Annotated in this window: 21 protein-coding genes and 1 pseudogene; 10 read left to right on the top strand and 12 right to left on the bottom strand. The window is 59.4% G+C overall.

The window, feature by feature from the left end; genetic code table 11:
* The first annotated feature begins 164 nt into the window (after positions 1-164).
* From ACA059_RS16655 to ahpF, 3 genes are all read left to right on the top strand, one after another.
* Entirely contained in the window at positions 165-1109 is a 945-nt protein-coding gene (locus ACA059_RS16655) for a site-specific integrase (RefSeq protein WP_497630136.1), read from the top strand.
* Positions 1110-1254: 145 nt separating this feature from the next.
* Positions 1255-1818, top strand: coding sequence for an alkyl hydroperoxide reductase subunit C (gene ahpC / locus ACA059_RS16650; protein ID WP_007975937.1), 564 nt, complete (start codon positions 1255-1257; stop codon positions 1816-1818).
* 124 nt (positions 1819-1942) lie between these two features.
* On the top strand, positions 1943-3505 hold the full coding sequence (ahpF, locus tag ACA059_RS16645) for an alkyl hydroperoxide reductase subunit F (RefSeq protein WP_497630135.1): 1563 nt from the start codon (positions 1943-1945) through the stop codon (positions 3503-3505).
* 146 nt (positions 3506-3651) lie between these two features.
* Here ahpF and gloA read toward each other — a convergent pair whose 3' ends face one another.
* Positions 3652-4173: a lactoylglutathione lyase gene (gene gloA, locus ACA059_RS16640; protein ID WP_033055156.1), complete on the bottom strand. Its 522-nt coding sequence runs from the start codon at positions 4171-4173 to the stop codon at positions 3652-3654.
* A 145-nt stretch (positions 4174-4318) separates the two neighbouring features.
* Between gloA and ACA059_RS16635 the strand changes: the two genes are divergently transcribed.
* Positions 4319-4843: a DUF4946 domain-containing protein gene (locus ACA059_RS16635; protein ID WP_123364936.1), complete on the top strand. Its 525-nt coding sequence runs from the start codon at positions 4319-4321 to the stop codon at positions 4841-4843.
* Positions 4844-5016: 173 nt separating this feature from the next.
* On the opposite strand, the gene ACA059_RS16630 is transcribed toward ACA059_RS16635, so the two are convergent.
* The 3 genes and pseudogenes from ACA059_RS16630 to ACA059_RS16620 all read right to left on the bottom strand — a co-directional run bounded on the left by ACA059_RS16630 (position 5017) and on the right by ACA059_RS16620 (position 6913).
* The gene (locus ACA059_RS16630; RefSeq protein ID WP_497630134.1) at positions 5017-5382 is read right to left on the bottom strand and encodes a histone-like nucleoid-structuring protein, MvaT/MvaU family; all 366 of its coding nucleotides are present in this window, start codon (positions 5380-5382) and stop codon (positions 5017-5019) included.
* A gap of 233 nt (positions 5383-5615) precedes the next feature.
* Positions 5616-6018, bottom strand: a pseudogene (locus ACA059_RS16625) (EAL domain-containing protein); the annotation flags it as partial.
* 22 nt (positions 6019-6040) lie between these two features.
* A complete protein-coding gene (locus ACA059_RS16620) occupies positions 6041-6913 on the bottom strand; it encodes a LysR family transcriptional regulator (RefSeq protein WP_497630133.1) in 873 nt (290 codons plus the stop codon).
* A 79-nt stretch (positions 6914-6992) separates the two neighbouring features.
* Between ACA059_RS16620 and ACA059_RS16615 the strand changes: the two genes are divergently transcribed.
* Positions 6993-7937, top strand: coding sequence for a DMT family transporter (locus ACA059_RS16615; protein ID WP_497630132.1), 945 nt, complete (start codon positions 6993-6995; stop codon positions 7935-7937).
* Positions 7938-8189: 252 nt separating this feature from the next.
* Positions 8190-9266 (top strand): 4-hydroxyphenylpyruvate dioxygenase, encoded by a 1077-nt coding sequence (gene hppD, locus ACA059_RS16610; RefSeq protein ID WP_046047435.1) that lies wholly within the window; start codon positions 8190-8192, stop codon positions 9264-9266.
* Between the two features lie 64 nt (positions 9267-9330).
* Here the strand turns inward: hppD and rarD are convergent, their stop codons facing one another.
* The 3 genes from rarD to ACA059_RS16595 form a co-directional block, all read right to left on the bottom strand.
* Positions 9331-10218 (bottom strand): EamA family transporter RarD, encoded by an 888-nt coding sequence (gene rarD / locus ACA059_RS16605; RefSeq protein WP_497630131.1) that lies wholly within the window; start codon positions 10216-10218, stop codon positions 9331-9333.
* A gap of 152 nt (positions 10219-10370) precedes the next feature.
* Positions 10371-11378, bottom strand: coding sequence for an aldo/keto reductase (locus tag ACA059_RS16600; RefSeq protein WP_497630130.1), 1008 nt, complete (start codon positions 11376-11378; stop codon positions 10371-10373).
* A gap of 197 nt (positions 11379-11575) precedes the next feature.
* Complete coding sequence (locus ACA059_RS16595; protein ID WP_497630129.1) at positions 11576-12886, bottom strand: MFS transporter; 1311 nt, start codon at positions 12884-12886, stop codon at positions 11576-11578.
* A gap of 169 nt (positions 12887-13055) precedes the next feature.
* Here ACA059_RS16595 and ACA059_RS16590 point away from each other — a divergent pair, with 169 nt between their 5' ends.
* The 4 genes from ACA059_RS16590 to ACA059_RS16575 all read left to right on the top strand — a co-directional run bounded on the left by ACA059_RS16590 (position 13056) and on the right by ACA059_RS16575 (position 18777).
* Complete coding sequence (locus ACA059_RS16590) at positions 13056-14168, top strand: sugar diacid recognition domain-containing protein (RefSeq protein WP_497630128.1); 1113 nt, start codon at positions 13056-13058, stop codon at positions 14166-14168.
* 238 nt (positions 14169-14406) lie between these two features.
* A complete protein-coding gene (locus tag ACA059_RS16585; RefSeq protein WP_497630127.1) occupies positions 14407-15549 on the top strand; it encodes a glycerate kinase in 1143 nt (380 codons plus the stop codon).
* Positions 15550-15922: 373 nt separating this feature from the next.
* Complete coding sequence (locus ACA059_RS16580; protein ID WP_497630126.1) at positions 15923-17548, top strand: methyl-accepting chemotaxis protein; 1626 nt, start codon at positions 15923-15925, stop codon at positions 17546-17548.
* 41 nt (positions 17549-17589) lie between these two features.
* A complete protein-coding gene (locus tag ACA059_RS16575) occupies positions 17590-18777 on the top strand; it encodes a pyridoxal phosphate-dependent aminotransferase (RefSeq protein WP_497630125.1) in 1188 nt (395 codons plus the stop codon).
* 99 nt (positions 18778-18876) lie between these two features.
* On the opposite strand, the gene ACA059_RS16570 is transcribed toward ACA059_RS16575, so the two are convergent.
* The 5 genes from ACA059_RS16570 to ACA059_RS16550 form a co-directional block, all read right to left on the bottom strand.
* Positions 18877-19854, bottom strand: coding sequence for a 2-hydroxyacid dehydrogenase (locus ACA059_RS16570; RefSeq protein ID WP_497634691.1), 978 nt, complete (start codon positions 19852-19854; stop codon positions 18877-18879).
* A gap of 21 nt (positions 19855-19875) precedes the next feature.
* Positions 19876-21174, bottom strand: coding sequence for an MFS transporter (locus tag ACA059_RS16565; RefSeq protein ID WP_415769250.1), 1299 nt, complete (start codon positions 21172-21174; stop codon positions 19876-19878).
* A gap of 108 nt (positions 21175-21282) precedes the next feature.
* Positions 21283-22257 carry a sugar kinase gene (locus ACA059_RS16560; RefSeq protein ID WP_497630124.1) on the bottom strand — a complete coding sequence of 325 codons (975 nt, stop codon included), beginning with the start codon at positions 22255-22257 and terminating at the stop codon, positions 21283-21285.
* Complete coding sequence (locus ACA059_RS16555) at positions 22250-23032, bottom strand: sugar phosphate isomerase/epimerase family protein (protein WP_497630123.1); 783 nt, start codon at positions 23030-23032, stop codon at positions 22250-22252. The genes ACA059_RS16560 and ACA059_RS16555 overlap by 8 nt, the downstream gene beginning before the upstream one ends.
* 172 nt (positions 23033-23204) lie before the next feature.
* Complete coding sequence (locus tag ACA059_RS16550; protein ID WP_497630122.1) at positions 23205-24230, bottom strand: LacI family DNA-binding transcriptional regulator; 1026 nt, start codon at positions 24228-24230, stop codon at positions 23205-23207.
* Position 24231 lies beyond the last annotated feature (1 nt).

Here is a 24231-nt window from a genome sequence, read left to right as displayed (position 1 = left end):
TTTCGTACTGTGGTACATGCCACTTGAGTACACAATGTACCACGCTAACGAAAAACTTAAAATACGATAGGTATTCATACGGGATATACTGGTATTACCCCGTGTGATGAGCCCTGTGGCGCGTTTTCACCCGCCAAAGCGGTACGTTTTAGAGAGTTGAGCCCATGACTGAGCTGGATCGTTACCTGCAGGCCGCCACCCGCGACAACACTCGTCGCAGCTACCGAGCGGCTATCGAGCATTTCGAAGTCAGTTGGGGCGGCTTCCTGCCGGCGACCAGCGACAGCGTGGCGCGCTACCTCGTCGCTCATGCGGGTGTGCTGTCGATCAATACCTTGAAGTTGCGTTTGTCAGCGCTGGCGCAATGGCACAACAGTCAGGGTTTTACTGACCCCACCAAGGCGCCGGTGGTGCGCAAGGTCTTCAAGGGCATTCGCGCGCTACACCCGGCTCAAGAAAAACAGGCCGAGCCTTTACAGCTTCAACATCTGGAGCATGTGATTGCCTGGTTGGAGCAAGAAGCGCAAACCGCAAAAGCTGAACACGATCAACCGGCTCTGTTGCGGGCCAGACGCGACAGGGCGCTGATCCTGCTGGGCTTCTGGCGCGGTTTTCGTAGCGATGAGTTGTGCCGGTTAAAGATCGAGCACGTGCAAGCGGCTGCCGGCTCAGGCATCACGCTCTATTTGCCGCGAACCAAGAGTGACCGCGAAAACCTCGGCAAGACTTACCAGACGCCAGCGTTGCAGCGCCTGTGCCCGGTGCAGGCGTACATCGACTGGATCACCGAAGCCGCGCTGGTCCGTGGACCGGTGTTCCGAGGCATCGACCGTTGGGGCCATCTGAGCGAGGAGGGGCTGCACGCCAACAGCGTGATCCCGTTACTGCGCCAGGCGTTGGAGCGCGCCGGCATCCCGGCCGAGCACTACACCAGTCACTCGTTGCGGCGCGGCTTTGCCACCTGGGCCCATCAGAGCGGGTGGGACTTGAAGTCGTTGATGAGTTACGTGGGCTGGAAGGATATGAAGTCCGCCATGCGCTATGTTGAAGCCAGCCCGTTTCTCGGGATGACACCGCTCGCGGAAAAAACCATTGGCGCTGCTAAGTAAGTTTTCTTCTATTAATACGTTCGGCTAATAGCGAAAACCAATGAGCAGCATGAGCTTTGCCAATGAGCCATCCGGCAATCGAGTCGGTAGGATTCACTCCATCAACTTCTCAACCAAACTTTTCAACCCTGACGGAGAGTCATCGATGCCTATCATCAACAGCCAAGTTAAACCGTTCAAAGCTGACGCCTTCAAAAATGGCGACTTCGTAAAAGTGTCGGACGCTGACCTGAAAGGCAAATGGTCTGTCGTGTTCTTCTACCCTGCCGACTTCACCTTCGTTTGCCCGACCGAACTGGAAGACCTGGCTGACAACTACGACGCGTTCCAGAAACTGGGCGTCGAGATCTACAGCGTTTCCACCGATACCCACTTTGCCCACGCTGCCTGGCACAACACTTCGCCAGCCATCGGCAAAATCCAGTACACCATGATCGGCGACCCGACCCACGCCATCTCCCGCAACTTCGACGTGCTGATCGAAGAAGCAGGTCTGGCTGACCGTGGCACCTTCGTGATCAACCCAGAAGGCCAGATCAAAATCGTTGAACTGAACGATGGCGGCGTTGGCCGTGACGCTTCCGAGCTGCTGCGCAAAATCAAGGCTGCTCAGTACGTCGCTGCTCACCCAGGCCAGGTTTGCCCAGCCAAGTGGAAAGAAGGCGAGGCCACTCTGGCTCCGTCCCTGGACCTGGTCGGCAAGATCTAAGTCTGTGGATCGCATCATCAGGGCGGGTTTCCGCACCTAAGTAAGCTGCAACCGCCCTCAAAAACGCCCGGGCGAGATTCGCTCGGGCGTTTTTTTATGTCTTTTGAAAAAGGAAATCGCCCGTATGTTGGACGCCAATCTTAAAGCCCAGTTGAAGTCATACCTGGAACGGGTCACCCAGCCGATCGAGATCATTGCATCCCTCAACGACGGTGCGAAATCCCAGGAAATGCTCGCATTACTCAAAGACGTTGCCAGTCTTTCTACCCAAATTATCTTGCTCGACAACGGTGACGATGTACGTAAACCTTCGTTCTCGATCAACCGCCCGGGTGCCGATATCAGCCTGCGTTTCGCCGGCATCCCGATGGGCCACGAATTTACTTCGCTGGTGCTGGCCTTGCTGCAAGTCGGCGGTCACCCTTCGAAGGCCAGCGTTGAAGTGATCGAACAGATCCGTTCGCTCAAAGGCGAGTTCAGCTTCGAGACTTACTTCTCGCTGTCCTGCCAGAACTGCCCGGACGTGGTCCAGGCATTGAACCTGATGGCCGTGCTTAACCCGAGCATCCGCCACGTCGCCATTGACGGCGCGCTGTTCCAGGCCGAAGTCGATGACCGTCAGATCATGGCCGTGCCAAGCATTTACCTGAACGGCGTGAACTTCGGTCAGGGCCGTATGGGCCTGGAAGAGATCCTCGCCAAAATCGACACCAGCGGTATCGAGCGTCAGGCCGAGAAGATCAGCGCCAAAGAAGCCTTTGACGTATTGGTCGTCGGCGGTGGCCCGGCCGGTGCTTCGGCCGCGATCTATGCTGCCCGTAAAGGCATTCGTACCGGTGTGGCGGCTGAACGTTTTGGTGGGCAGGTGCTCGACACCATGGCCATCGAGAACTTCATCTCCGTGCAGGAAACCGAAGGGCCGAAACTGGCCGTGGCGCTGGAAGAGCACGTTAAGCAATACGACGTCGACATCATGAACCTGCAACGCGCCGACAAGTTGGTGCCGGGCAAGAACGGCGAGTTGCACGAAGTCCACTTCGCCAGCGGCGCGACCCTGAAAGCCAAGACCGTAATCCTGGCGACCGGTGCGCGGTGGCGCGAAATGAACGTCCCGGGTGAGCAGCAATACCGCAACAAAGGCGTGGCGTATTGCCCGCACTGTGACGGTCCGCTGTTCAAAGGCAAGCGCGTGGCGGTGATTGGCGGCGGTAACTCCGGCGTCGAAGCGGCCATCGACCTGGCGGGCATCGTGTCCCACGTAACACTGCTGGAGTTCGACGTGCAGCTGCGCGCCGATGCGGTCTTGCAGCGCAAGTTGCACAGCCTGCCGAACGTCACTGTCATCACCAGTGCGCAAACCACTGAAGTGTTGGGCGACGGTCAGAAGGTCAACGGCCTGCGCTACAAGGATCGTCAGTCGGAGGAGTTGCGTACCGTCGAGCTGGAAGGGATCTTCGTGCAGATCGGTTTGCTGCCCAACACCGATTGGCTCAAAGGCACCATCGAGTTGTCGCCTCGCGGCGAGATTATCGTCGATGCCCGCGGTGAAACGTCGATGCCGGGTGTGTTCGCAGCCGGTGACGTGACCACCGTGCCGTACAAGCAGATCGTGATTGCGGTGGGCGAGGGCGCCAAAGCCTCCCTGAGCGCATTCGATCACTTGATCCGCACCTCGGCTCCGGCATAAAAACCCGACGCTGAAAACACAAAAACCCCATGAGCGATCATGGGGTTTTTTGTGTGTGACTCAAAAGATCGCAGCCTTCGCCAGCTCCTACAGGGTTCTGTGTATACCTGTAGGAGCTGGCGAAGCCTGCGATCTTTTGATTTTGATTACATCGGTGCGGGTTGAATGATCTCAACCCAGTACGCATCCGGGTCTTTGATAAAGGCCAGGCTCTTCATACGGCCGTCATTCAGGCGCTTCTGGAAGTCGCAGCCCAGCGCTTCGAAGCGCTCGCACGCAGCGACGATATCCGGCACCGAGATGCAGATGTGACCGAAGCCACGCGGGTCGGTGTTGCCGTTGTGGTAAGCGAAATCCGCGTCGTTCTCGGTGCCGTGGTTGTGGGTCAGTTCGAGAATGCCGGGGATCGACTTCATCCATTCAGTGCGGGCAGCAGCGTCGGCCGGGATCTGGTTTTTATCGACCAGCGCCAGGAAGTAAAGGCTGAACTCGGCTTCCGGGAAGTCGCGTTTTTCCACCAGCGAGAAACCCAAAATGCGCGTGTAGAAATCCAGGGACTTGGTGATGTCCTTGACCCGCAGCATGGTGTGGTTGAAGACGAACTTCTGGGTGGCGGTGTCAGGTTGGGCAGTCACGCCTGGGAAGGTGTTCAATTCGTGCAGGCTCATGGGCCCTCCGGAAAATAAGTGGGGCTAACGAATGGCGACAATGATACGCAAGGGCTCTGACATCACCAAACCAAAACAGTCGGCTATTGCCTGACAGACGGGCGAGGCTCAGACTTTACGGTTCAATCCGTGAGTGTTCATTGCAATGATTCGTTTCTGTAAATCGATGTTCGTCCTGATCTGCGTGCTTTCAGGTGTTAACAGCGCTCACGCAGACGAGCCAATCATGACCTGGCCCAGCGGCTGGGAGGTCGAAGCCGTCCCGCAAGACGACGCCAATACCCAGGTGTCCCGCCAGCGTGCGGTGAAAAACGATCAGGGCGGCACGCCAGTGATGGTGATGGAGTTGACCATGACTCAGGTGGAAAGTGGTCATCAGGTGAATCTGCAAGGCGTGTTGTTGGAGATGCGCAAGTCGGTGCAGAAGGACTTTTTTCAAGGCGGTTATCAAAGTGTCTGCAACAAGATTCACCCGACGACCTTGAGCCGCTTATCAGCGCTGGAAACTACCTGCACGATCACGCAGAACGGAAGGCATGTGCTCTCTCAAACATTGGTTGCCGCCGTGGATGGCGATAAGGCCTATGTTCTTTCCTACGCGGGGCAGGCAGAGGTTTATAAGGCAAGTCAGGATGAAATAGAGGCAGCCCGTAACAGCTTGAAACTTTAGTTAAAGATTTCAATGGCTGCCGGTTTCAGCGCATTCGGAAATTTTTAGATACCCAAGGGATTAAGCACAAAGTTATTCAACAAGTAGCGAGTTGATCGACGCCAATCGTTGCATTTAGAAGGCGTCCATGAAAAAGCCCTGCATTGGCAGGGCTTTTTTGTCACCGCGAGTGCTTAGCCACGCAGCCAGGAATCAACGGTAGCTGCACCGTATTGTTCCTTCCAGGCTTTCAGGCCGCGGTGGTTGCCACCCTTGGTTTCAATCAGTTCACCGGTGTGCGGGTTCTGATAAACCTTGACCACGCGAGCGCGGCGGGTTTTAGGCGCTGTTGCCTGTTGCAGACCGGATTTTGCCGGGTTCGGATCGAGAATGGCGATGATGTCGCGCAGGCTCTTGCCGTAGGTTTTCATCAGCCCCTGGAGCTTTTCTTCGAATTCGATTTCTTTCTTGAGCCCGGCATCATTCTTCAGGTTTTCCAGCTGCTTGAGCTGCTCTTGAAGGGCCTTTTCAGCTGCACGAAATTCAGCGAGTCTGGACAATATCTTTACTCCAATAGTGTGTTTGGCTGATACCAACCGCAAACAAAGCTATAAGCCAAGAGCCTTGAAGCGACTCGGTGATAATGGCTCACCTGCCAATCTAGCGCAGGCATGAAAAATTGTAGTAGTTAATTGGCCAAGAGTAAATCCTGTCTTTTTCTTCATGTAACAACAGTAGTCTTTTGATTCAAATTGGTGCGCGATTTCCTTGTCTCGTCGCTTAGCGTCGCTAGTTAATGGTGACTTAATGCGTTAATGAAGTCCGCGCCGGGCATCGGCCGGCCGAACAGATAACCTTGCAAGAAGTTCACGCCGTGGGCGGTCAGATAATCACTTTGCTCCGTGGTTCCACGCCTTCGGCGACGATGCCCAGATCGAGCTTGGCCGAGAGTTCGATGATGGTGTCCAGAATATGCCGCGAGAGGGCGTCAATGCCGATCATGGCGACAAAACTCTGGTCGATTTTCAGAAAGTCCACATTGAACTGACGCAGGTAACCCAGGCTTGAGTGACCAGTGCCGAAGTCATCGATCGCGATCATCACGCCCAGCGCGTGAAGCTGCTCGAACAGTGGTGGGTGATGGCCGTGGGTTCGATGAGTTCGCGCTCGGTGAGTTCCAGCACCAGGCTGACGGCACGCCCTCGACGCATGCGCCGCTCAACGGTAATTCAGGCGCTCGGACAGTTTGATAAAAGCCAGCGCCGCAGGGGATGACTGGCGCTGGTCGAGCACCGCCAGACCAACCTGACGGGTGACCGGTGGCGACAGCGGTTTTTTCACGTAGCGACTGTCGCGATCATCGGGCAATGAGCTTTCGGCGACGACCGTCAGCGCATCGCCTCGGCCAACGGTGTCCAGCGTGCTCAGTAGTTGCGAGCAGCGATAACGGATGTTCGGAGTTAGCCGGGCGGCGCTGAACAATCGCGACACCAGCTCCGACGAGCCGGCCTCAGTCAACACAAACGGGTCGTTGCACAAATCGCTCAAGCTCAGGCTGTCGCGACGGGCCAGCGGATGATCGACGGGCAGCAGCGCGACCATTTGGTCTTCGATCAGCGCAAAGGTGTCGAACCGCTCCTCCGGCAACACCACGAAGCCGACATCGATACGCCGTTCCTCCAGCCACTGGATCACCTGCCGGTCCGGGCCTTCGTCAATGTGGACCTCGATGCCCGGGTGAGCCGCGCGGTAGTGCTGCAGGATCAGCGGCAGCAGTTTGATCGAGGAGGTCGGGCCGAACGAGCCGATGCGCAATGTGCCGCGTTTCATTCCGCGAGCATCGGCCGCTTCCTGGCGCAAGGTGTTGGCCAGGCCCAGCATCGCTCGGGCGCGCAGTAAAAGCTGCTGGCCGATGTCGCTGAGCTCGACCCGAGACTGATGCCGGCGCAGCAACTCGACGCCCAATTCCTGTTCCAGCGACTTGAGGGCATGAGAGACCGCGGATTGGGAAATCCCCAAGCGATTGGCTGCCGCGGTAAAGCCGTGAAGCTCGGCGACCAGAGAAAAGATCTCAAGTTGGGTAAGGGTCATGAGTGTTTACTCATTTTACGATGAGAAGGTATTAGCCGAATGATACGCCATCTCCCCCGATTTCTCGTTCTGGAAACCTATGACGACCTATGAGCAGAGCCTGTCCAACCCTTCGGACGTGCCGGTTTATCTGAAACTGGCGGCAGTCACCATGATCTGGGGCGGCACCTTCGTCGCCGGGCGGTTTCTGGCCGACAGCCTCAGCCCCTTGTTTGCCGCCAGCCTGCGATTCTTGCTGGCCAGTGTGGCGTTGCTGGTGTTTCTGCTGCTGGCCCGCGTGCCTCTCACAAGGCCCAGTCCCCGGCAATGGCTGCAATTGGCGCTGCTGGGTTTTTTCGGGATCTTTTTCTACAACCTGTGCTTCTTTTATGGCCTGCACTACATCAATGCCTCACGGGCGTCATTAATCGTGGCGTTGAACCCGGCCGTGATCGGGCTGGCGTCATGGCTGTTTTTCAAGGAGCGCTTGAGTCGAGCAAAGGTTTTCGGGATCGCGATCTGTATTGCCGGCGCGAGCCTGGTGATCGTCAGTCGCAACCCGCAGTTGTTGGCCGGCAACGCCGATGCGTGGATCGGCGATCTGTTGATCTTCGGCTGTGTGCTTGGCTGGGGCGTTTATTCGCTGTTCTCCAAAGATCTGAATCAAACCCTGGGCCCGGTGCAAACGGTGACGTACTCGATTCTGTTGGGCACGCTGATGCTGTGGTTGACCAGTGCTGTTCGCGGTGAGTTGAGTGTTACTGCACTCGCCAGCCTCGGACCAAAGCAATGGATGAGCCTGATGTACCTGGGCGTATTGGGTTCGGCGCTGGCCTATATCGGCTATTACGACGGCATTCGCAAAATCGGCGCGACGCGTTCAGGCGTGTTCATCGCCCTGAACCCGCTGACCGCGGTGATCCTCGGTGCGCTGCTGTTAGGCGAGCATTTGACCCTGGCGATGTGCCTGGGAGGAGGGCTGATCCTCGCGGGGATTTTCCTGTGCAACAAACCCCTTGCGCGAGCAGGGAAAAAGGGGATTTGATACAGAAGGCGGACAAACCTATTTACGCTGTGTAGAATCGGGTTACGCATATAAGAATAATCGTCTTCTGGCAGCAGAAGCCTCGCCCGCAAGAGCCTTGGGTCGACAATGAAGAGTTTTGGGTTTCAATTGATCTACGGTGACTTCCTCGCCCGCAGCGTGCGGGGCATCTCCTGCGCGCCACCCGCCGGTCTCAGCATTGCTAGCAACTAACGATCCGTTAATTGACAAGAAAATGATGAGGCGCCAACCATGGCAGATTTATACGAAAACCCAATGGGCCTGATGGGCTTTGAATTCATCGAATTCGCATCGCCGACCCCGAACACACTGGAGCCGATCTTCGAGATCATGGGCTTCACCAAGGTCGCGACCCACCGTTCCAAAGACGTGCACCTGTATCGCCAGGGCCAGATCAACCTGATCCTCAATAACGAACCCCACAGCGTCGCTTCGTACTTCGCGGCCGAGCACGGTCCGTCGGTGTGCGGCATGGCGTTCCGTGTCAAGAATGCCCAGCAGGCGTTTGCCCGGGCTCAGGAACTGGGCGCTCAGCCGATTCACATCGAAACCGGCCCGATGGAACTGAACCTGCCCGCGATCAAGGGCATCGGCGGCGCGCCGCTGTACCTGATCGACCGTTTCGGTGAAGGCAGCTCGATCTACGACATCGACTTCGTGTTCATCGAAGGCGTTGACCGCAACCCGGTCGGGGCTGGCCTGAAGATCATCGACCACCTGACCCACAACGTGTATCGCGGTCGCATGGCCTACTGGGCCAACTTCTACGAGAAGCTGTTCAACTTCCGCGAGATCCGTTACTTCGACATCAAGGGCGAATACACCGGTCTGACCTCCAAGGCCATGACCGCGCCGGACGGCATGATCAAAATCCCGCTGAACGAAGAATCGTCCAAGGGCGCCGGGCAGATCGAAGAGTTCCTGATGCAGTTCAACGGCGAGGGCATTCAACACGTTGCCTTCCTGACCGATGACCTGATCAAGACCTGGGATCACCTGAAAAGCATCGGCATGCGCTTCATGACCGCACCGCCGGAAACCTACTACGAAATGCTCGAAGGCCGTTTGCCGAACCACGGTGAGCCGGTTGATCAACTGCAATCGCGCGGCATTCTGCTGGATGGTTCGTCCGAGTCGGGCGACAAGCGTCTGCTGTTGCAGATCTTCTCGGAAACCCTGATGGGCCCGGTGTTCTTCGAATTCATCCAGCGTAAAGGCGACGATGGTTTCGGCGAAGGTAACTTCAAGGCGTTGTTCGAATCCATCGAGCGCGACCAGGTTCGTCGTGGTGTGCTCTCCACCGACTAAGCCGTTTCAGATGTAAAAAAAGCCCGGTCAGCAGCAATGCTGGCCGGGCTTTTTCGTGCCGGTCCTACATCGATTTCCGTCGATGCCGGACCAGATGTTTGAACCCTTCGAACACCAACACCACAACAGCCAACCAAATTGGGATGTACGTCAGCCATTCACCGGCCTTGATGCTTTCCCCCAGCAGCAACGCGACGCCGAGCAACAGCACCGGCTCGACGTAACTCAACAACCCGAACAGGCTGAATGGCAGCAGTCGGCTGGCGATGATGTAAACCACCAGCGCCGATGCACTGATGACGCCGAGCAACGGGATCAGCAGCGACAGCCACGGGTGTTGATCGAACACGGCGAAACCCTGTTCACCGCCCTGAACGAACCAGAACGCCACGGGCAACATCAACGCCATGTCCATCCACAAACCGCCGAGGTTGTCGGTCGCCAGTCGTTTGCGCAGGATGAAGTAGAGCGGATAACCGATGACGACCAGCAAGGTCGCCCAGGAAAAACCGCCGACCTGATACAGCTCGTTGAGCACGCCGAGGGAAGCAAAAAACACGGCAACCTTTTGCAGGTAAGACAGTCGCTCGCCATAGGCGAACCGCCCGGTCAGCACCATCGACAGCGGCAACAGGAAGTAGCCCAGAGACACGTCGAGGCTATAGCCGTTGAGCGGTGCCCACATGAACAGCCAGAGTTGCAGGCCAAGCAGCGTCGCGGAAACGATCAGGCCGGCGAGCAGTTTTGGTTGGCCAACCAGCCGCCGAAAAAGGGCGACCACGCGTTTCCATTCACCGGAGACCACCATGAACACGGTCATGCATGGAAGGGTCAGCAGCATCCGCCAGCCGAAGATTTCTACGCCGCTCAAAGGCGTGAGCAGCGAGGTGTAGTAATACATGACGGCAAACAGCACCGAGGCTGAAACCGATAGAGCGATACCTTTAGACAAACTGTCCTCGCGAAGTTGAACGTGAAACGGGCGCAGAGGATACGTGGTTCGGCCGGAGAATGTGTCGCCAGATAAAAGATCGCAGCCTTCGGCAGCTCCTACTGGGGTACTCGATCCAGGTAGAAGCTGGCGAAGCCTGCGATCTTTTGCAGTTAGCGCGGTTTGCGTCCCGACACAAAGTGGCTCACATCATTAAACCCCGGCGTCGACGCATGCCCAGGCACAACCAGCGAATCAATGAACGCCTCATCCTCAGCCGTAATCTTCACCGTCTGAGCCTTAGTGTAGGCATCCCATTGTTCTTCAGTCCGGGGCCCAACGATGGCCGAGGTGACGGCGCTGTTGTTCAGCACCCAGGCGATGGCGAATTCCACGATGCCCACGCCGCGACCCTGGGTGTACTGCTGGATCTGCTGAGCAATGCGCAGGGATTCGACGCGCCATTCGGTTTCCAGAATGCGTTTGTCCGCACGGCCGGCGCGGCTGCTGGCATCCGGCTTCACGTCCGGCGCGTATTTACCGCTGAGCACACCACGAGCCAGCGGACTGTAAGGCACCACGCCCAGGCCATAGTTTTGCGCGGCGGTGATCTGCTCGGTTTCCACCTGACGGTTGACGATGTTGTACAGCGGCTGACTGATCACCGGCCGGTCGACGCCCAGTTGATCGGCCACACGAATCACCTCGGCGATGCGCCAGCCACGGTAGTTCGACAAACCCCAATAGCGAATCTTGCCCTGGCGGATCAAATCGCCGATGGCCGACACCGTGACTTCCAGCGGCGTGTTGTGGTCTTCGCGGTGCAGGTAATAGATGTCGAGATAATCGGTGCCCAGGCGCGTCAGGCTGGCGTCGATGCCATTGAACAGGTGCTTGCGGCTCAGACCGCTGCGGTTCGGAACGCCGTCCACCGGGCCGAAACCGACCTTGGTCGCCAGCACCCATTCGTGGCGGTTACCGGCGATCGCTTCGCCGACGATCTCTTCGGAGCGGCCGTTGGTGTAAACGTCCGCGGTGTCGATGAAATTGATGCCCTGGTCCCAGGCCTTGTCGATGATCCGCAGGGAATCTTCGGTGCTGGTCTGTTCGCCGAACATCATGGTGCCCAGGGTCAGGGTGGATACCTGCAAACCCGAATGACCCAGCGTGCGATAGCTCATGACGAAATCCTTTTACCGGTGGGAGAAAGGCTCAATCAAATACCAGAACGACTGCCCAGAGCAAACGCAAATCTCAAACACCCTCAGATCTAATGTGGGAGCGAGCTTGCTCGCGAAAGCGGTGTGTCAGCCGAAAAAATGTTGACTGACACTCCGTCTTCGCGAGCAAGCCCGCTCCCACAGGAGATCCGCCGTGATCAGACGCGAAGCGTACGGGTCATACGCAGCGCCAACAAACTCCCGCAAACAATCACGCCCGCCAGCAGGTAAAGCGCGACATCGGTCGACCCGGTGCTGTCCTTGACCCAACCCACCAGATACGGACTCAGGAACCCGGCCATCTGTCCCATGGAGTTGATCAACGCCAAACCACCTGCCGCCGCACCCGCACTGAGCAGCGCGGTCGGCACCGGCCAGAACATCGGCAAACCGGTGAGGGCGCCCATGGTGGCGATGGTCAGGCCGAGGATGGCAATGGCCGGCGTAGTCGCAAAGTTCACAGCGATCAGCAAACCGACCGCGCCCATCAGCATCGGCACCACCAGGTGCCAGCGGCGTTCTTTGCGCAGGTCCGCCGAGCGGCCGACCATCAGCATGAACAGCGCCGCCAGCAGGTACGGAATCGCACTGAGCCAGCCGATCACCAGGTTATCGCTGAAGCCCAGGTTTTTGATGATCGACGGTAGCCAGAAGTTGATCGCGTAGACGCCGCTCTGGATGCAGAAGTAGATCAGACCAAACGCCCAGATCGCCGGGTTCTTGAACACGGCCAGCAGCGAGTCGGTGCTGGTTTTCGGTTTGTTGGCCAAGTCTTCAGCGTGGTCGGCTTCCAGCACCGAGCGCTCGAACGGCGTGAGCCATTTGGCGTTGGCGTAACTGTCGCTGAGCAGGAAGTAGGCGAGGGCGCCGAGGATCACGGTCGGAATGCCTTGCAGCAGGAACATCCACTGCCAGCCGGCCAAACCCGCCTGGCCTGCGCCAAAGTGATTGAGAATCCAGCCGGAAAATGGGCTGCCGAGCAGGCCGGACACCGGGATCGCCGACATGAACAACGCCATGATGCGGCCACGGCGGAAGGTCGGGAACCATTGCGAAAGGTAGAGCACCACGCCCGGGAAGAACCCGGCTTCAGCCGCGCCGGTGAACAGGCGCAAGGTGTAGAACTCGGTCGTTGTGGTGACGAACAGCAAGCAGGTCGAGAGCGAGCCCCAGACGATCATCATCAGCGCGATCCAGCGGCGCGGGCCGAATTTGGTCAGGGCCAGGTTGCTGGGTACGCCGCACAACACGTAGCCGATAAAGAAGATCCCGGCCCCGAGGCCGTACACGGTTTCGCTGAATTTCAGCGCGTCGAGCATCTGCAGCTTGGCAAATCCAACGTTCACCCGGTCGAGGTAGTTGAACAGGTAGCAGATGAAGATGAAGGGAATCAAACGCAGGGTAATGCGTTTGTAGACGGCGTTTTTTTCGTCAACGATGGCCTGGGTAGCGGCGGCGCTCTGTGACATGGCGGACTCTCTCTTTATTATGATTTTTTGCGATGCAAGGGTAACGTTGACCGCCCGGTGAGTCTCGACCACCGCTTGGGTCATTGTCTTTGTGCCTGAGCACAGGGTTTGCAACCAAGGCCTGTGCGGGTGAACAATCCGCTCCATCACGCTTTCAAGGATCCCCGCTATGTTCGAACTCGATCACGACCTGGCCCAGGACATCGTCGACCGGGCGATGGCCATCCTGCCGTACAACGTCAACGTCATGGACAGCCAGGGCCTGATTCTCGGCAGCGGCGAACCGGAGCGGGTCAACACCCGGCATGAAGGCGCGCAACTGGTGCTGGCCAACGGGCGAGTGGTGGAGATCGACGCCCAGACCGCGATTCATTTGAAAGGCGTGCAGCCGGGCATCAACCTGCCGCTGTTGCTCGATCAGCGTTTGATTGGCGTGCTGGGTATCACCGGTGAACCCGAGCAATTGCGCACGTATGCCGAACTGGTGCGGATGACCGCCGAGATGCTGGTCGGCCAGCGCAATCAGCAGGCCGAACAGCAATGGCGGCGCCAGCGTTGCGACGATCTGCTGGCATTGCTGCTCAGCGAGGCCGGGGATTCGCCGCGGTTGATCGATGAAGCGCAACAACTTGGGCTCAAGCCGCAGATGACGCGGGTGCCGTACCTGTTCGAGTTAGGGATGGAACACGGTCCGGGGCAAACCGTCGAGGCGCTCAGCGCCTGGTTGACTTCGCGCTACCCGGACAGTTGGTGCGTGAGTTCGGCCAAGTCATCGTTGCTCTGGTGCCGACCGGCGGCGCAGGCGATCGAGAATGATCGGCTGCTGGAAAAACTCGACGGCCTCGGCTGGAACATTTTGCGCATTGCCGTGGGTGGGCAGGCCGATGGGCTGTCGGGATTGCGCGGCTGCTACCGCCGCGTCGGCGACTTGCTGGCCTATGGGCGAGATGTGTTGCCGCACTCCCGTTTACTGACGCTCAACCGTTATCGGTTGCCGGTGATGCTCTGGCGGCACCGCAACGACGACGCGCTAGACGAGTTGCTCAAACCGCTGCGCAAAGTCATCGCCAAGGATGGCAACGGCCAACTGCTGGCGACTTTGCGCAGCTGGTGCGATCACGATGGTCAGAGTCAGGCCTGTGCCGATGCGCTGGGCATCCACCGCAACAGTTTGCGTTACCGGATGGAGCGGATTGCCGAACTCAGTGGTGTTGATCCGCTAAGACTCGACGGGATGCTGGCGCTTTATCTCGGCGTCCAGCTCCTTCCCCAGACTGACTGATACACACGATCCCGTAGGAGCTGCCGCAGGCTGCGATCTTTTGATCTTGATTTTCAGCGACCCCGAAAAGAGCAAGATCAAAAGATCGCAGCCTGCGGCAGCTCCTACATTGATCGATGTGAATGGAGAAGGGTTTTGTGGAAATGAACAATAATCGTCATGGCCGCTTGTGCAGCGGACCGGCGTTATTGTTCTTGCCTGCTGGCAGCATGGAACGCATTGGAACTGGAGAATTCGCATGAAAATCGTCATCGCCCCCGATTCGTTCAAGGACAGCCTGAGTGCCCAGGGTGTGGCTGATGCCATTGCTCTGGGGTTGGCGCAGGTTTGGCCCGATGCGCTCCTGGTCAAATGCCCGATGGCGGACGGCGGGGAGGGGACCGTCGAGTCGATTCTGGCGGCGTGCGAGGGCGAACTGCACCGCACCCAAGTCCGTGGGCCGCTCGGCGCAACGGTTGAGGCCGCTTGGGGCTGGCTGCCCCAGAGCCACACCGCGATCATCGAAATGGCCGAGGCCAGTGGCCTGCAACTGGTTCCGCCGGGCAAGCGTGACGCCTGCATCAGCAGTACTTTCGGCACCGGCGAGTTGATCCGCGCGGCGCTAGATGCCGGGGCGCAACGGGTGATTCTGGCGATTGGCGGCAGCGCCACCAACGACGGCGGGGCGGGTGCGATGCAAGCCTTGGGCGTAAAACTGCTGGACGCCCAGGGCCAAATACTGGCACCGGGCGGTTTGGCCCTCGCACAATTAGCGCGAATCGACATGAGTGAAATCGACCCGCGCCTGGCCGAGGTGCAATTCGACATCGCCGCCGACGTCAATAATCCACTGTGCGGCCCTCACGGTGCCTCAGCGATTTTCGGCCCGCAAAAAGGGGCATCACCCGAGCAAGTCCAACAACTGGATCGCGCGCTCGGGCACTTTGCCGAACGGTGCGCTCAGGTCCTGAACAAAGACGTACGTGACGAACCGGGCAGTGGTGCGGCAGGCGGCCTGGGGTTTGCCGCCAAAGCGTTTCTGGGGGCGCAGTTCAAGGCTGGCGTCGAAGTGGTCGCCGAACTGGTTGGCCTGGACGATGCGGTCAAGGGCGCCGACCTGGTGATCACCGGTGAAGGTCGTTTCGATGCTCAGACCCTGCGTGGCAAGACGCCGTTTGGTGTGGCGCGTATTGCTCGGCAACACGGCGTGCCGGTGATCGTCATCGCCGGGACACTGGGTGAGGGTTATCAAGCACTGTACGAACATGGCATCGATGCCGCGTTTGCCTTGGCCAGTGGGCCGATGACGCTGGAGCAGGCGTGTGCCGAGGCACCGCGGTTGTTGCGGGAGCGGGCGAGTGATGTTGCGCGGGTTTGGCGAGTGGCCGCTCGCAAAACCTGAAGCCCCCGCGATCCTGTAGCAGCTGCGTTGTGGCGAGGGGATTTATCCCCGTTGGGCTGCGAAGCGGCCCCTTTTTTTCCAGCCACACCGCGTCCAATGGATTACGACGGCTTCGCCGCCGAACGGGGATAAATCCCCTCACCACAACGCAGCTGCTACATGGAGCTAGAGTGTTTCACCGCTGAAACACCCGCAACCTCCTGAAATTTATTTCTCCAATCCCCGCAAAAAACCTCATCCCCGGCCGATACAGCCAATAGGCCCACACAAACCTACTCCAACAGTGGCGCCAAACTGAAAACGCGTGCGCCACCGCCCGCCATTCAGCGATCACGCAAGGATGCTCGTAGCCCCATCACCCGAGAATCATCCTATGTCACTGCGTAATCTGAATATCGCGCCTCGAGCTTTCCTGGGGTTTGCCTTCATAGCCTTGCTCGTCATCGTGCTGGGTGTGTTTGCCGTGAACCGCATGACGACCATCCACCAGGCTTCCATCGACATGGAAACCACGCAGCTGCCCAGCGTCGGGTTTCTCGGCAACCTGACGGAAAACGTCCTGCGTCTGCGCATTCTCTCTTTCCGGGTGCTGGTCAACCGTGATCCGGCCGCGTTGCAGGAAGCCCAGACGCGTATCGGCGTGCTGGTCGACAAGGTTCGCAGCGCACAATCCAGTTATGCAGCGTTGTCGGCCACCCCGGAAGAGGCCGCACTGTACAAGACGTTCACGGCAACGCTGGACAGCTACCTGCAAGCCCAGAACCAGATGCTGGAGCTGTCGCGGCAGAACAAGCTCGATGAGATGCGCACGCTGATCAACACCCGGATCAAGGAAGGTACGGACCAGATGGGCGAGCAACTGAACAAACTGGTAGCGCTGAATAATTCCGATGCGAAAACCGCATCGGTCGCAGCGGGCGAGCAGTACCGCAGCGCGATTACCGGCATCATCGTGGTGGCGGTGATTGCGGCGCTGATGACCGTGCTGCTGGCCTGGCTGCTGACCCGCAGCATCGTCACACCGCTGAATCGTGCGCTGCAGGCGGCGCAAACCATTGCCGGCGGCAACCTGACTAACGTCATCGAGGTCGATGGCAAAGACGAACCGGCCCGCTTGCTCGGTGCCTTGTCCGCGATGCAGGCCAGCCTGCGCAAAACCATCGAACAGATCGCCGGTTCCGCCACCCAACTCGGCGCTGCCGCTGAAGAACTCAGCACGGTCACCCAAGAAGCGTCCCGCGGTCTGCAACAGCAGACCAACGAAATCGAACAGGCCGCCACCGCGGTCAACGAAATGACCGCCGCCGTGGAAGAAGTGGCGCGCAACGCGGTGTCGACGTCCGAAGCCTCGAACCAGTCGACCCAGGCCGCCCGCGAAGGTCGTGACCGAGTGGTGGAAACTGTCGGCGCGATCCAGACCATGACCCACGATGTGCAAAACACCTCGGTGATGATCGAAGGCCTGGCCGCTCAGGGGCGCGACATCGGCAAGGTGCTGGACGTAATCCGCGCCATCGCCGAACAGACCAACCTGCTGGCGCTGAACGCCGCGATCGAAGCCGCCCGTGCCGGTGAAGCCGGGCGCGGTTTTGCGGTGGTGGCGGACGAGGTCCGGGCGCTGGCCCATCGCACGGCGCAATCGACCCAGGAAATCGAAAAAATGGTCGCCGGCATTCAGAACGGCACCGGCCAAGCGGTCTCCTCGATGCAGCAAAGCAACCAACGCACCCAAAGCACCCTGGAAATGGCCCGCGCCGCCGGCGTTGCGCTGGAGCAGATCACTCAGTCGATCCAATTGATCAACGAGCGCAATCTGGTGATCGCCAGCGCTTCGGAAGAACAGGCTCAAGTGTCTCGCGAAGTTGACCGCAACCTGGTGAACATCCGCGACCTGGCCACCCAGTCCGCCGCCGGTGCCAATCAGACCAGCGCCGCCACTCACGAACTGTCGCGCCTGGCTGTGGATTTAAATGCCATGGTGGCGCGTTTCGTGATTTGAGATAGGGTTGAGGCTTGGAACCCGCGCGACTGGAGAAATACATGCGCTATTCAGCCTTGACCAAACGAATTGCCGGTGACGGCGCAGCGGCCTGGCAGATTCATGACCGAGCACTGGAATTACTTGAGCAGGGCGTTGATGTGCTGCTGCTATCGATCGGCGATCCCGACTTCGATACGCCGCAGCCCATCGTTCAGGCGTGCATCGATAGCTTGTTGGCCGGTGACACCCATTACCCGTCAGTACGTGGCAGTCGGGGGTTGCGCAATAGCATTGCCAACCGCCATCGACGTCGCAGTGGTCAAGCGGTGGATGCCGATCATGTGATCGTGCTGCCGGGCGCGCAATGTGCGGTGTATTCGGTCGCGCAATGCCTGCTCGATCCGGGCGATGAAGTGATCGTCGCCGAGCCGATGTACGTGACCTATGAAGGCGTGTTCGGTGCCTGCGCAGCCAAAGTGGTGCCGGTGGCGGTGCGCCCCGAGAACGGCTTTCGGGTCGATCCGGCGGATGTCGCGGCACTGATCACGCCTAAAACCCGCGCCATCGTGCTCAACAGTCCGAACAATCCTTCCGGCGCCAGTTTGCCGCTGATGGTCTGGCAGGAACTGGCATCACTGTGTATTCGTCACGACTTGTGGCTGATCAGCGACGAGGTCTACAGCGATCTGTTGTATGAAGGCGAGCACATCAGCCCGGCGAGCCTGCCGGGCATGGCCGAGCGCACCGCGACCATCAATAGCCTGTCCAAATCCCACGCCATGAGCGGTTGGCGCGTGGGTTGGGTGATCGGGCCGAAACCGTTGGCCGAACACTTGGTGCACCTGTCGTTGTGCATGCTGTTTGGCATTCCGGATTTCATTCAGAACGCCGCGCAATTGGCGCTGGATGAGGATCTGCCGGAAGTGGCGTTGATGCGCGAGGAGTATCGCCAGCGTCGTGACCTGGTGTGCGCGAGCCTGAGTGATTGCCCGGGCATCCGGCCGATCCGGCCTGATGGCGGGATGTTCGTGATGATCGATGTACGCCAGACCGGGTTGTGTGCCCAGAGTTTTGCCGAGCGGCTGCTGGAAGGTTACGGCGTGTCGGTGCTGGCGGGTGAAGCGTTCGGCCCGAGCGCGGCAGGGCATATTCGACTGGGGTTGGTGGTGGATCAGCTGAAGCTGGCGGATGCGTGCCAGCGGATTGCGTTGTGTGCGGCGGACCTTCTGGAGGCTCGTCGGGCCTGATCGCCACAGCAAAAGATCGCAGCCTTCGGCAGCTCCTACAGGGATTTGTGCAGCACTGCGGTCGGCGTAGGAGCTGCCGCAGGCTGCGATCTTTTGATTTCAGCCTTTCCACGCTTGTGTGTTCACCAGATTCGCCGGCCGCTCACCCGCCAGCGCCGCCAGCAGATTATCCACCGCACACGTGGCCATCGCCTCCCGCGTTTCATGCGTCGCCGAGCCAATGTGCGGCGTCGCCACCACGTTGTTCAGCTGCAACAGCGGCGAGTCAGTGTTCAGCGGTTCGCGTTCGAACACATCCAGCCCTGCCGCGCGAATCTGCCCCTCACGCAAGGCCTGGATCAGCGCCACCTCGTCCACCACCTTGCCCCGTGAAATGTTGATGAAGATGCTCTCGGGGCGCATCAGGGCAAACTGCTCGGCCCCGATCAGTCCTTCGGTTTCAGCCGTCAGCGGCAAGGTCAGGCAAACGAAATCCGCCTGCTGCAACAGCTGCGGCAAGCTTCGGTATTGCGCGTCGAATCGCTGTTCCACCGCCGGTTTCGGCGAGTGGCTGTGGTAGATAACCGGCATGCCAAACCCGAAATGCCCACGCTGGGCCAGAGCCTCGCCGATCCGCCCCATGCCAATGATGCCCAGGGTTTTACCGTGCACATCAGTACCGAATTGCGCCGGGCCGACATTGCGCTTCCACTGACCGGCGCGAACCATGTTCGCCAGTTCCACCACGCGCCGGGCGGTTGCCAGGATCAGCGCGAAACCGGTGTCGGCCGTGGTTTCGGTGAGCACGTCCGGGGTGTTGCTGAGCAGGATCCGTCGTTCGGTCAGGTAGTCGATGTCGTAGTTGTCGACCCCCACGGACACGCTGGCGATGGCTTCCAGATCAGGTGCCAGATCCAATAATCCGGCATCCAGTTTCAGACTCGCACCGAGCAACCCGTGGGCGCGGGGCAGGGCCTCGCGCAGCGTTGCCAGGCCGTCGGCATTGAGGTTGTCGATCAGCGTCACCTCGGTCTGCTCATGCAGGCGAGCCATCAGCAGCGGCGAGAGTTTCTTGTACAGCACAACCTGCTTTTTCATCATCGTCATCTCAACTTCAATTCAGGAATGAGCGGCCGTCGACCGTTGCACAACGGCCTTGGCCACGACCCGGTCACTGGCGCCGGGCTTGAGGAAAATCGTCAGCACCACCGAGAGCATCAACGCGCCGCTCATCAACAGATAAGAAGCACCCGGCGAGCCGGTGGAGCTGTTCAAGTAGCCCACCAGATACGAACCGCCAAACGAGCCGAGCGCACCCATGCTGTTGATCAGCGCCATGGCGCCACCCGCGACGTTGGCCGGCAGGATTTCCGGGACGATGGCGAAAAACGGTCCGTAAGGTGCGTACATGCAGGCGCCAGCGATCACCAGCAAGGTGTAGGACCACCAGAAGTGTTCAGCGCCCAGGGCGTAGGAACCGTAAAACGCTATCGAGGCGATCAGCAGTGGCGGCCAGACAAAGCGTTTGCGCTTCTGCAATTTGTCCGAGCCCCAGGACACCAGCAGCATGCCGATCACCGCCGCCAGATACGGCAGCGAGGAGAGCCAGCCGGCTTCGATCATGTCCATCTGCGCACCGGCCTTGAGGATTGACGGCAGCCACAGCACGAAGCCGTAAACGCCAATGCTCCAGCAGAAAAACTGCAGGGCCAGGATGATCACTTTCGGCGAGCGGAAGGCTTCGGCGTAGTTCTTCACCGCTTTGATACCGACCTGTTCGGCCGCCAGTGCGCTTTGCAGATCCTGCTTCTCTTGATCGCTCAGCCATTTGGCTTGAGCGGGACGATCATCGGCCAGACGCCACCAGATAAACGCCCAGAGCACCGCTGGCAGACCTTCGATGATGAACATCCAGCGCCAGCTGAAATGCTGTACCAGATAGCCCGACACCACTGACATCCAGAGCATGGTCACCGGGTTGCCGAGGATCAGGAAGGTGTTGGCGCGCGAGCGTTCGGCACGGGTGAACCAGTGGCACAGGTACACCAGCATCGCCGGCATCACCGCGGCTTCGACCACGCCGAGCATGAAGCGAATCACGATCAGCCAGTAGGCGTTGGAGACGATCCCGGTCAACGTGGCCAGGCCACCCCAGAGAATCAGGCTGACGAAAATCAGTTTCTTGACGCTGTGCTTCTGGGCGTAGATCGCGCCCGGTACCTGGAAGAAGAAGTAGCCAAGGAAGAACAGTGCGCCGAGCATCGACGACAGGCCCGGCGTGATCATCAGGTCGGCGGCCATCCCGGAGGCGGCGGCGAACCCGTAGTTGGCGCGGTCCAGGTACGCCAGGCTGTAGGTGATGAACACGATGGGCATGATGTACCACCAGCGGCGGGCGGCGAGTGTTGCGGTTTTCATGGTTGGTGCTCCTGAGCTTGTTGTTTTTGTCGCAGCAGGTAACGGGTTAAATCTTCAGTGACTGTGCGGGCGTCATCGCGGGCAAGCCTTGCTCCTACAGGGATTGCGCTAGTCCTGTAGGAGCACAGCTTGCTCGCGATTGACGGCCTTGAACTCGGCAGACATCTCAAGTCGATTAGGCAACCCCTCCATATCCCCACGGCTCTGCACCGCGCGGCTGCCAATCCAGTTGGCACGCTTTACCGCGTCGGCAAAGCTGTGGTTTTCCAGCAGGGCGCTGATCATGCCGACGGCAAATCCATCGCCGGCACCGACGGTGTCGACCACCGTTTCCACGGGCACGCCCGCCACGAAACCCTGGTCCAGATGGGTGCGGTAATACGCACCGTGCGGGCCAAGTTTGATCGCCACGGCTTCGGCGCCTTGATCGAGGTAGAACGCCGCGATGTCGGCCGGGTCTTCGAAACCGGTCAGCAAGCGGCCTTCGCTCAACCCCGGCAGCACCCAATGGGCGAGGGCGGCGAGACGGTTGATCTCGCTAATCATCTGTTGCTCGCTGGCCCACAGGCTCGGGCGCAGGTTCGGGTCGAAGGACACGCTGCGCCCGGCATCGCGCATGCGGGTCATCAATTCGAAAGACATTTCCCGAGCCGTTTCGGACAGTGCCGGGGGAATGCCGGTGGCGTGCAAGTGCCGGGCGTTCAGTAACTCAGGCGCGATCGACTGCCGCGACAGATGACTCGCCGCCGACCCACGGCGGAAATACTCGACCACCGGATCGCTGCCATCGTCGGTGCGCGACTTGAGCTGAAAACCAGTCGGGTGCGCCGTGTCGATGGCGACGTTACTGCAATCCAGGCCTTCTTTTTCCAGGGTGTCGATGACGAACCGGCCCAGAGAATCGGCGCCGACCCGGCTTAGCCAAGTGACGTTGAAACCCAACCGCGACAAGCCAATGGCGACATTGCTGTCAGCGCCGGCAATGCGTTTGTGGAAGTGGCCGACATCGGCCAGGTCGCCGTTCTGTTCGGCGACGAACATCGCCATGGTTTCGCCGAACGACAGAATATCGATCTCAGACATGAGCGCTCTCCAACCGGGTTTGACCGAGGCGGGCGAGGGTGGCGACATGCTCGGTGGTCAACTGCACCAGGTCGTCGCCTTGCAGCGGATATTCCGCCGCCCGCATGACGCCTTGGGCCATGTGCCGCAGCAGTTGTTCCCACAGATGCAGGTCACTGGCGGCCGGCGGTATGGCGACCAGTTTGCCGTCGGCCCGGCGCGTCACGGCTTTGCAGTGCACATAGCCGACGTGGCGACCGAGCAACCGCGCGGCGCTGGCGGCGGACTGGTCTTGCCAATGCCAGTTACCGATATCGAAGGTCATTTTGACTGGCAGGTTGTGTTGCTCGATTTCAGTGAAAAAGCGCTGGAACGGTTCGATGCGGCCGCCGTGCAAGGTTTGATCGTTTTCCACCAGCAACTGCACCGCACTTTTGCCCAGTACGCGGGACAAGGTCTGGAGGTCGCTGTTGTCGGTGAAATAACCCAGGGACACTTTCAGCCATTTGGCACCGAATGCCTGGGCGCGCTGTAACGCAGAGATCAGTTCGGGATTAGGTTTGGACTGACCAGCCAGCCACAATTCCATCGGCGAGGAATACACACTTTCGAGGCCTTGCGCCTGCGTGGCATCGGCCAGTTGCGCGGGGTCTTCGACGGTCAGCAGTTCTTCGCGCCATTCGATGCGCGTGGCGCCCGCGGCGGCCAACACGTCGATAAACGATCCCTGGCCGCGTTCGCGAACAAGGTCGGCGCCGTAGCTCGACAGGCTGATGGAGACAGGTGGTTTATTCATTGTTGTATACCTCTGAAACCGGTTTCATTTTTGTTCAAAAAAAATGGCTGTCTGGGTGGTGCGGTGTTCTTGAGGGCCTCTTCGTCGGATCGCCGCCCGGAGCAAGCCCGCTCCCACCTTGGAACGCGGTGCACTTGTGGGAGCGGGCTTGCTCGCGAAGGGGCCAGTCCAGTCACCGACAATCTCCAAGGGTCGACCCCCGCACAATCAACCGCGCCGAAAAATCCAGGGTCCGCACCGGCCCGACATCACCGCGCAAACGCTTGAGCAAACACTCAAACGCACTGGCACCAATCTCGGCCGTCGGTTGGGCGAGGGCGGTGATGCCGCTGCCCACCAGCGGATACCAATCCAGATCATCGAGGGCGATCAGACCGACGTCCTCGAACAGATTGCACTTCAGTTCACGCAACGAATGGGTGCTGGCCAGCGCGGCGATTCCGTTGGCGCAGAACAGCGCTTTCGGGCCGGGGCCTGGCGTTTCGAGGAAGGTTTTCAGCTGTACGGTGAGTTCACTGCCGGTTTCGACAAGGGTGCCGCGCAGGGACGGACGTTGTTCGATCTGCGCCTTGAAACTGCTGACCCGCTCGATCCGTGAACTGGTGCCGTCAAACGGCTCGGTCACCAACAGCACATCGCGATAGCCGCGTTCTTCAAGGTGCGCGAGGGCGAGTTCGACCGCTGCCGGATTGTCCAGCCCGACCAGATCACTCTCCAGCTGCTCGACCTTGCGATCCACCAGCACCAGCGGCATTTCCCGATGCAATTCACGTAATTCGTCGCGGTGATGGCCGAGGGTGTTCACGATCAAGCCTTCGATGTTGTAGGAGCGCAGCAGGGCCAGGTGCTGGCGTTCCTGCTCGTCATCGCGATCGGTGTTGCACACCACCAGGCTGTAGCCGTGCTGACGGCAGGCGGTTTCCACCCCGTGCATCACGGCAATCGAATAAGGGTTACGGATATCGGCCACCAGCATGCCGATCAGGCGAGTGCGCCCGCGCTTCAGACCGCGGGCCATCTGGTTAGGGCGATAACCCAGTTCGGCAATCGCCTGCTCGATGCGCAAGGCAGTGGCATCGGAGAGCAGGGCGCGGTCGTCGCCGATGAAGCGCGAGACGCTGGCTTTGGAAACGCCGGCGTGTTCGGCGACGTCGAGCATGGTGACGCGGCTGCGCTGGGCGGCGGAGAAGTCGTTCATG

This window comes from Pseudomonas sp. LBUM1647, from assembly GCF_059716175.1.
The sequence above is the reverse complement of the archived record's forward strand: the minus strand, read 5'-3'. Positions and strand labels throughout refer to the sequence as shown.